The sequence below is a fragment of the Collimonas fungivorans genome, from assembly GCF_028292705.1.
GTDB classification, from domain to species: domain Bacteria; phylum Pseudomonadota; class Gammaproteobacteria; order Burkholderiales; family Burkholderiaceae_D; genus Collimonas; species Collimonas fungivorans_B.
Genome location: NZ_JAQGLV010000376.1, coordinates 1 through 7051, shown reverse-complemented (window position 1 = coordinate 7051; position 7051 = coordinate 1). Strand labels below are relative to the sequence as shown.

The 7051-nt window shown below is 58.8% G+C and carries 10 protein-coding genes; 7 read left to right on the top strand and 3 right to left on the bottom strand.

Annotated elements, in window-relative coordinates; genetic code table 11:
* Positions 1-2 precede the first annotated feature (2 nt).
* Both JWQ61_RS20800 and JWQ61_RS20795 read left to right on the top strand, forming a co-directional pair.
* Positions 3-752 carry an SDR family oxidoreductase gene (locus tag JWQ61_RS20800; RefSeq protein ID WP_304362188.1) on the top strand — a complete coding sequence of 250 codons (750 nt, stop codon included), beginning with the start codon at positions 3-5 and terminating at the stop codon, positions 750-752.
* A gap of 52 nt (positions 753-804) precedes the next feature.
* On the top strand, positions 805-1110 hold the full coding sequence (locus tag JWQ61_RS20795; RefSeq protein WP_304362187.1) for a hypothetical protein: 306 nt from the start codon (positions 805-807) through the stop codon (positions 1108-1110).
* 45 nt (positions 1111-1155) lie between these two features.
* Here JWQ61_RS20795 and JWQ61_RS20790 read toward each other — a convergent pair whose 3' ends face one another.
* Entirely contained in the window at positions 1156-1503 is a 348-nt protein-coding gene (locus JWQ61_RS20790; protein WP_304362186.1) for a helix-turn-helix domain-containing protein, read from the bottom strand.
* Between the two features lie 105 nt (positions 1504-1608).
* Here JWQ61_RS20790 and JWQ61_RS20785 point away from each other — a divergent pair, with 105 nt between their 5' ends.
* The 4 genes from JWQ61_RS20785 to JWQ61_RS20770 all read left to right on the top strand — a co-directional run bounded on the left by JWQ61_RS20785 (position 1609) and on the right by JWQ61_RS20770 (position 4570).
* Positions 1609-2205, top strand: a complete 597-nt coding sequence (locus JWQ61_RS20785; RefSeq protein WP_304362185.1) for an NAD(P)H-dependent oxidoreductase — start codon at positions 1609-1611, stop codon at positions 2203-2205.
* A gap of 166 nt (positions 2206-2371) precedes the next feature.
* Complete coding sequence (locus JWQ61_RS20780) at positions 2372-3352, top strand: MBL fold metallo-hydrolase (RefSeq protein ID WP_304362184.1); 981 nt, start codon at positions 2372-2374, stop codon at positions 3350-3352.
* Positions 3353-3469: 117 nt separating this feature from the next.
* Complete coding sequence (gene cynS / locus JWQ61_RS20775; RefSeq protein ID WP_304362183.1) at positions 3470-3913, top strand: cyanase; 444 nt, start codon at positions 3470-3472, stop codon at positions 3911-3913.
* 33 nt (positions 3914-3946) lie between these two features.
* Entirely contained in the window at positions 3947-4570 is a 624-nt protein-coding gene (locus tag JWQ61_RS20770) for a DJ-1/PfpI family protein (RefSeq protein ID WP_304362182.1), read from the top strand.
* A gap of 95 nt (positions 4571-4665) precedes the next feature.
* On the opposite strand, the gene JWQ61_RS20765 is transcribed toward JWQ61_RS20770, so the two are convergent.
* On the bottom strand, positions 4666-5652 hold the full coding sequence (locus tag JWQ61_RS20765; protein WP_304362181.1) for an MBL fold metallo-hydrolase: 987 nt from the start codon (positions 5650-5652) through the stop codon (positions 4666-4668).
* A 296-nt stretch (positions 5653-5948) separates the two neighbouring features.
* Between JWQ61_RS20765 and JWQ61_RS20760 the strand changes: the two genes are divergently transcribed.
* A complete protein-coding gene (locus JWQ61_RS20760) occupies positions 5949-6485 on the top strand; it encodes a DUF2058 domain-containing protein (RefSeq protein WP_304362180.1) in 537 nt (178 codons plus the stop codon).
* Between the two features lie 34 nt (positions 6486-6519).
* On the opposite strand, the gene JWQ61_RS20755 is transcribed toward JWQ61_RS20760, so the two are convergent.
* The gene (locus JWQ61_RS20755; RefSeq protein ID WP_304362179.1) at positions 6520-6939 is read right to left on the bottom strand and encodes a DUF1801 domain-containing protein; all 420 of its coding nucleotides are present in this window, start codon (positions 6937-6939) and stop codon (positions 6520-6522) included.
* Between the last annotated feature and the right edge of the window lie 112 nt (positions 6940-7051).

Genomic DNA, 7051 nt, shown 5'->3' with positions numbered 1-7051 from the left:
CCATGACAACCGATCTCACCCGAAGCGCCGCCCAAGGCAAAGTTGTACTCGTCACCGGCGCCAGCAGCGGCATCGGCGAAGCTACGGCCCGCCATCTGGCCGCCGGCGGCCACAGGGTGCTGCTGGGCGCCCGTCGCGTCGACCGCATCGCCGTCATCGCCAAGGAGATTTTGCACGCCGGCGGCGAGGCCGGCTTTCAGGAACTGGACGTGACCAGCCTCGACAGCGTCCAGGCCTTCGCGGCCGCTGCCGTCAATCGGTACGGCAGGATCGATGTGCTGGTCAACAACGCGGGTGTCATGCCGCTATCCATGCTGGAAGAACTGCGGGTCAGCGAGTGGAACCAGATGATCGACGTCAATCTGCGCGGCGTCCTGTACGGCATCGCAGCAGTGCTGCCGATCATGAAGAAGCAGAAAGCCGGACACATCGTCAATATCGCCTCTACCTCCGCCTACCGGGTCGATCCTACCGCCGCCGTCTATTGCGCGACCAAGTTTGCGGTGAGGGCGCTGTCGGAAGGACTCAGGCAGGAGAACACCGACATCCGCGTGACCGTGGTCAGCCCCGGCCTTACGCGCAGCGAACTGGTCGATGGCATAAGCAGCCTGCAGGTGCAGGCGGCGGTCCGCCAGATGATGGACCAAGCCATCGCGCCGGAAGCCATCGCGCAGGCGATCGGTTTCGCCATTAGCCAGCCGGTGGACGTCGACGTGAGCGAACTCATCGTTCGCCCCACGGCGCAGCGCTGAGCATCTCTGACGAAGAGCCACCCCTTCAAATCAGCCACACAGGAGTTACAAAATGCCCAGCGCCCTGGAGATTACGACTTTCAAGATTGCCAAAGGACTCGGCATCAAGGATTTCATCGCCGCCAACGCCAACATCGATGCATGGCTGAAGCGCCAGAAAGGTTTTCAATCGCGCCACATCGCGGAACTGGAAGACGGCTCGATCGTGGACATGCTGATCTGGAGCTCCGCCGCCAACGGCAGGGATGCGGCATCTAGCATCATGGAGGAGACGGCGGATTCTCCCGTGCATGCGGCTATCAATCAACGGTCAGTGGTCTGGCGCATCGCGGAGGTACGGCACTGCGTGCTCGCATAGAAGCAATCGTGATGCTGGCCCCGGAGCGAGGCGATGCAAGTCCGTTCACTGTCCTTCGCGACGGCGGCGGGCCTCTGTAATAAATTCAAGGTTAACGGTTCCCCAATCGCACATCGCGGTAATAATTCCGTCGAGAGACAAACCGAATTCGGTCAGTTTGTATTCGACCCGGGGCGGAGTCCCCGGATAAGCGATGCGTTGAATGACCCCGTCGCTTTCAAGTTCCCGCAATTGTTCAGTCAGCACTTTCTGCGATATGCCTGAGATTAAACGCCGCAATTCTCCCGTCCGTTGCGGCTGGGTGAGCAGATGGCAAAGAATCGTGCATTTCCATTTGCCGCCAATCAGGTAGACCGTCGCAGCTATGGGAAACTGGAATGCCGTGGATTTCATAAAAGGGCGTTTTCTCTCTAGGGAACGAAAAGGTACCTACTTTGCAAGCATTTGATGCGTTGCTAGTATGACCGTTCTCCTACTTTTTTTCTGCAAACGCCTTTTATGAAAACAGCTAAAACGTTAGTTATCGTGACCCATCCCGACATCGACAAATCGGTCGTTAACAAGAGGTGGGTGGAGGAGCTGCAAAAGCATCGGGACCTGATCACCATCCATCAATTGCATGAGCAATACCCGGACCACACGATTGATGTCGCGGCGGAGCAGCAGCTTCTGCTTGACCATGACAACATCGTTTTCCAGTTTCCCTTTTATTGGTTCAGCACTCCGCCGCTGCTGAAGAAATGGCAGGACGAGGTCTTGCTCCATGGTTTTGCCTACGGCCGCGGCACAGCGGAAAGAAAACTTGCCGGAAAGCGGATAGGGCTTGCCATCTCGGCAGGGATCAAGGCAGTCGATTATGACAAGGACGGACGTTATGCAGCCACCGTGGAGGAACTGGTCAGGCCGCTTCGTTTGACCATTGAATACATCAGCGCCGAACCGCTGCCCGTTTTTACTTTTTATGGAATCGAAGACGGACATTCTACGGAAGAGATTGACTTGAGCGCCGCGCAATACCTGCAATACATTAAACAAATTGCCGGCGGACCCCGCAGTCCCGCTTCTCTGGATATCGGCAGCTGCGCGATGGCGTGATTGTTTGCGTGCCGTCCTCATTGAAGGGAATCAGATATCCATTTTTCTAGTTATCATGGGTCTGGCTCAAGTACATCCCCGCGCCTGAAGGCGGGGCAGTAATGAGCGTAAATCACCCCCTGGATAGAAAAACAGGATTTCCGGCCCTGACATTTGAGGAGTCCCCATGGCAAACAAGAATGTAATCAAGAATGCATTATTTTCTGTCTATTGTATTGTCGGCATATCGATAGCGACATCTGCCGGCGCAGCCAATGTCAAAATCACTCCCTTGGGCAGCCACGACGGCGAATTCTGTGCGGCGGACCGCGCACTGATCTTTGAGGATCCGGATGGAACACGGATTCTCTATGACGCCGGCCGCACGGTACGCGGCGGCAACGATCCCCGCCTGGGTAAAATCGATGGGGTATTGCTAAGCCATGTGCACAGCGATCACCTGGGCGACATACACCAGGCCGAGGCCAATGCAGGAACCTGCGCTGCTCCGGATTTTTCGGTAAAGAGCACCCCGTCGTCGGTGACCGAAGAAGTGGTACTGGCGAAGAAAGCCAAATTGTTCGTCGGCGGCGAAATGGGCGATTTTTTCTCCCGCAGGATCACGGCCGCGGGCGGTAGCGCCGACCAGGTGCTCCTGGTCAGGTTTGGGGGGCAGCGAAAAATCGGCGGCATCACTATCGCGAGCGTCCCGGCGGCGCATTCAAACGGACTGGATGAAAAATTCCTGAGCGGCGCTCTGGCAGAAGGTCTTGCGGCAAACGGCGTGAAGGCTTATGTCGGTCCTGCGGGCGGTTTTGTGGTGACTTTTTCTAATGGGCTGGCTGTATACCTGTCTGGCGACACCGGCATCATTGCCGACCAGGACCTGGTGGTGCGCCGCTTCTACAAGCCAAAACTGGCCGTGCTGAATATAGGCGGCATCTTTTCCACCGGCCCGCGCGAAGCCGCGTATGTGATCAACGACCTGGTGCGTCCCAATGGCGTGATTGCTTCGCATGTGAACGAGGCCGCTACCAAGGATGGAAAATTCCTGGCGGGAAGCAAGTTCCTGGAATTCAAGGCTGCGGTGAAAGTCCCCGTGTACGCGCCTCTTAGCGGCAAGACCATGGAATTCAGCGCGGAAGGGAAATGTGTTGCGGGCTGTTAACCACGCTACAGATTGGCGGCCATAGAATAGCTCAACGCAATCCGATTCACGCAAGCAGGCGGCAGTTGTATTGAGCCGTATCCCCACCCAGACCCAGCATTCCTTGAAGGAGCTTTTATGGACCGCCTCACAGTTACCGAAAAAATCATTGCCGCCAAAGTATCCTCGGGCATCAAGTGGTCGGAAGTCGCCGCCAAGGTCGGGCTGAGCAAGGAATGGGTCACCGCCGCCTGCCTGGGGCAAATGACGCTGAGCGAGAAGCAGGCCGGCGTCCTCGCGGAAATTTTCAGCCTGACCGAAGAAGAGGCCAAGTGGCTGACCGTGACGTCGTACAAAGGCTCGTTGCCCACGGCGGTCCCGACCGACCCGCTCATCTATCGTTTCTACGAATTGGTCAATGTGTACGGGAGTACTTTCAAAGCCCTGATCCACGAAGAGTTTGGCGACGGCATCATGAGCGCCATCGACTTCAAGATGGACCTGCAGCGCGAGAACGACCCTAACGGCGACCGCGTGCGCATCCTTATGAGCGGCAAATTCCTCCCTTACAAGCAGTACTGATCCTCCACCCTATCTGCGCCGGAAGACGACATCATGCACATCGCTATCCTCACCTTCGAAGGTTTCAACGAACTCGACTCCCTGATTGCGTTCGGCGTCCTGAATCGCATCAAGAAGCCGGGCTGGCGCGTGTCGATCGCCAGTCCTGCTGCGCGGGTCCGGTCGATGAACGGAGTGGTGCTCGAAGCCCAGGCATCGCTGCGCGAGGCCAGCACCGCCGATGCGGTGATTGTCGGCAGCGGCATCCGGACGCGGGAAATCGTCGCCGACGAGGCGCTGATGGCGCAGTTGCAGCTCGATCCGTCGAAACAATTGCTGGGTGCGCAATGCTCCGGCACGCTGATGCTGGCCAAGCTCGGGTTGCTGGATGGGGTTCCGGCCTGCACCGACCTGACGACCAAACCCTGGGTCCAGGAAGCCGGCGTGGACGTGCTGAACCAGCCTTTCTTCGCCAGGGGCAACGTCGCCACGGCGGGCGGGTGCCTGGCCTCGCCTTACCTTGCCGCCTGGATCATTGCGCGCCTGGAGGGCGTCGAGGCGGCGGCAAGTGCGCTGCACTACGTCGCTCCGGTGGGAGAGAAAGAAGATTACGTAGCGCGTGCGATGCGCAATATCACGCCATACCTGACAGAGACGCCGGCTGTTGCGTGCAATTAAAGCCGGGGTATTTGCATGCTAACCGTGGTGCCGAATAATTTCCTGGCATCGAAAACATATCCGGCGCCTGGATAGCATCGGCGCCACCGGCCGTGTTACTTCAGTTCGGTCGTGTAGTTCACCGGGATCCATTGCCACGACTTGCCGGCCGCGCGCAAATGGCCAAGGCCCGGGAACGAGATGTGGGCCGCGCCTATCAGCGCGCCTTCCTTTGCCGCTGCGGCAAAGACTTTGGCACGCGCCACGGCTGCAGTTTTCTTGTCGCTGTCGAATTCAATCGTGACAGCCGGGTCCGCGAACTGCACGGCGCCAACGTGGATCAGGTCGCCGGTCACGATCAGCTTTTGCCCCTTGCTTTCGATGACATAACTGGTGTGGCCCGCCGTGTGGCCATAACTCGACCAGGCCTTGACGCCCGGTACGATGTCGCCGCTGCCATCGAACGGCTGGAACTTGCCTGCCGCAATGTAGGGGTTGAGCGAGGCCATTGCGCCCTGGAAGGAGCCCTTGGATTCGGCGCTCGCTTGCTCCAGCTTCGCCTTGGACAACCAGAAGTCGGCATCGCGCTGGTCGGCGTGGACGGTCGCGTTGGGGAACACCAGCGCGCCGTTTGCGGCCAGTCCGCCGAGGTGGTCAGGATGCATGTGCGTGAGGAAGATGTCGTCGACCTGCTCGGGCTTGTAGCCCGCGGCTTGCAGGCTCGCTACCAGCTTGCCTAGCGTTGGGCCGAACAGCGTGCCGGCGCCGGTATCGATCAGCACCAGTTTTGTGCCGGTGTTGATCAGGAAACCGTTGACCGAGGTCTCGACCGGCGCACTCAGGAAGGATTTTTTCAGCGCCGTGGTTGTCTTGGCCGCCGGCTCGTCCAGCAGCTTGTCGACCGGCAGGTCGACGGTGCCGTCGCTCAGTGCGGTGACTTCGAAGTCGCCGAGCATCACGCGGTAGAAACCCGGCGCCTGGGTCTTGACCTGAGGCGCGGCGGCGAACGCCGCGCCAGGGAGGGCGGCTGTACCCAGCGCCAGGGAGACGGCGAGCGCAGTGCCATGCAGCAGGCGGCGCAACGGGAAGGAAGTGTGGGTCATTGGTTGGCTTTCATAGGCCTCTCGAGAGGCTGGGTTTGTCAAGATTGCATTGTGTCGATTCGCAAATTGGGGAACGCCCTGTCGCTTGCAAGTCAAATTTCCTGAGAGCGCCGGTCAGAATAGCATTTAGTAAGTATTTGAGTTTTGTGGGAAAGAAAAAATCAAGAGGCTGGCAGTTAAGTCTGCCAAGTCGACATTTTTGCTATGCTAGCGTCTTTCCGCCGGCCGGCGTCATTGCCCGGGCCGGCCTAGCCGGGCACACCTAGTCGGGCACCCCTATTTACGGAGCAGCATATATGGCCTCTTTGCAAGAGCAATTTCTGAAAGCGGGCCTGGTTGACAAAAACAAAGTCAAACTGGCCAACCAGGACAAGAACAAGCAGAAAAAGGCCGAACGCCGGAGCGGCACGGCCAGCGTCGATGAAACGCGCCTGGCGGCACTCGATACGCTGCGCAAGAATGCCGACCGGGCTCGCGAACTCAACGCCCAGCGCGACGCGGCCGCCACCCAGAAGGCGATCGTGGCGCAAATTGCCCAGATAGTGCAGAAGAATCGCCAAAGCATGGGTAAAGGCGACATCGCCTACAATTTCACCCACGACAATAAGATCGAACGGCTGTATGTGTCGGCCGCGGTCCAGGCGCATCTGATCGCCGGGCGCCTGGTGATCATCTGCCTGGGTGAGGTCAGAGAACTGGTGCCGAGGATAATCGCCGACAAGATCGCGGAGCGCGATGCCTCGCTCGTGGTGCGGGTCAACAAGACCAGCACCGAAGTCGATGCGGACGATCCGTATGCGGCCTTCCAGATCCCGGACGACTTGATGTGGTAGCTCCGGCGCCTGCCTGGTTCAGCGACGGAATCCCTTAGGATTTCGCTTTCTTCGCAGGTTTCGACTTGCCGGAACTATTGAGCGCGGCCGCTTGGCGAATGAGCGTCTTGAAGGCGGATTCGTCAACTTCTTCTCCTTCGAGGATGTCGATCGCGCGGCGTACGTTGCCGTCGAGGCTAGAGTTGAAGAGACCGGCCGGATCCTCCAGGGACGCGCCCTTGGCGAAGGTTAGTTTCACCTTGTCCTTGTAGGATTCGCCGGTGCAGATGATGCCGTCGTGCGACCAGACCGGGGTACCCATCCACTTCCATTCTTCGACCACGTCCGGGGCGGCTTCCTTGACGAGTTTGCGCATTCTGCCGAGGGTTTCGCCGCGCCAGTCCCCGAGTTCGGCGATTCTTTGCGAGATGAGCTCCGATGCCGGCAGGCCTTGGCTCGTGTCCGATTTTTTCATGTCCTCACCCTTGAAGAAGTATTACGCCAGCTTGGCGACAACCTGGTCCAGGGCAGCAAGGAATTTCTGCCATCCGTATTTGGCGCCCTGGTAGGCCTGCTGCTGGTCCGGC

Bases quoted from the DNA above. Each gene is read 5' to 3' on its own strand.
- JWQ61_RS20780 (WP_304362184.1), top strand. From the start codon at position 2,372: ATGGCAAACAAGAATGTAATCAAGAATGCATTATTTTCTGTCTATTGT.
- JWQ61_RS20765 (WP_304362181.1), bottom strand. From the start codon at position 5,652: ATGACCCACACTTCCTTCCCGTTGCGCCGCCTGCTGCATGGCACTGCG.
- JWQ61_RS20760 (WP_304362180.1), top strand. From the start codon at position 5,949: ATGGCCTCTTTGCAAGAGCAATTTCTGAAAGCGGGCCTGGTTGACAAA.
- JWQ61_RS20755 (WP_304362179.1), bottom strand. From the start codon at position 6,939: ATGAAAAAATCGGACACGAGCCAAGGCCTGCCGGCATCGGAGCTCATC.
- cynS (WP_304362183.1), top strand. From the start codon at position 3,470: ATGGACCGCCTCACAGTTACCGAAAAAATCATTGCCGCCAAAGTATCC.
- JWQ61_RS20770 (WP_304362182.1), top strand. From the start codon at position 3,947: ATGCACATCGCTATCCTCACCTTCGAAGGTTTCAACGAACTCGACTCC.
- JWQ61_RS20795 (WP_304362187.1), top strand. From the start codon at position 805: ATGCCCAGCGCCCTGGAGATTACGACTTTCAAGATTGCCAAAGGACTC.
- JWQ61_RS20790 (WP_304362186.1), bottom strand. From the start codon at position 1,503: ATGAAATCCACGGCATTCCAGTTTCCCATAGCTGCGACGGTCTACCTG.
- JWQ61_RS20785 (WP_304362185.1), top strand. From the start codon at position 1,609: ATGAAAACAGCTAAAACGTTAGTTATCGTGACCCATCCCGACATCGAC.
- JWQ61_RS20800 (WP_304362188.1), top strand. From the start codon at position 3: ATGACAACCGATCTCACCCGAAGCGCCGCCCAAGGCAAAGTTGTACTC.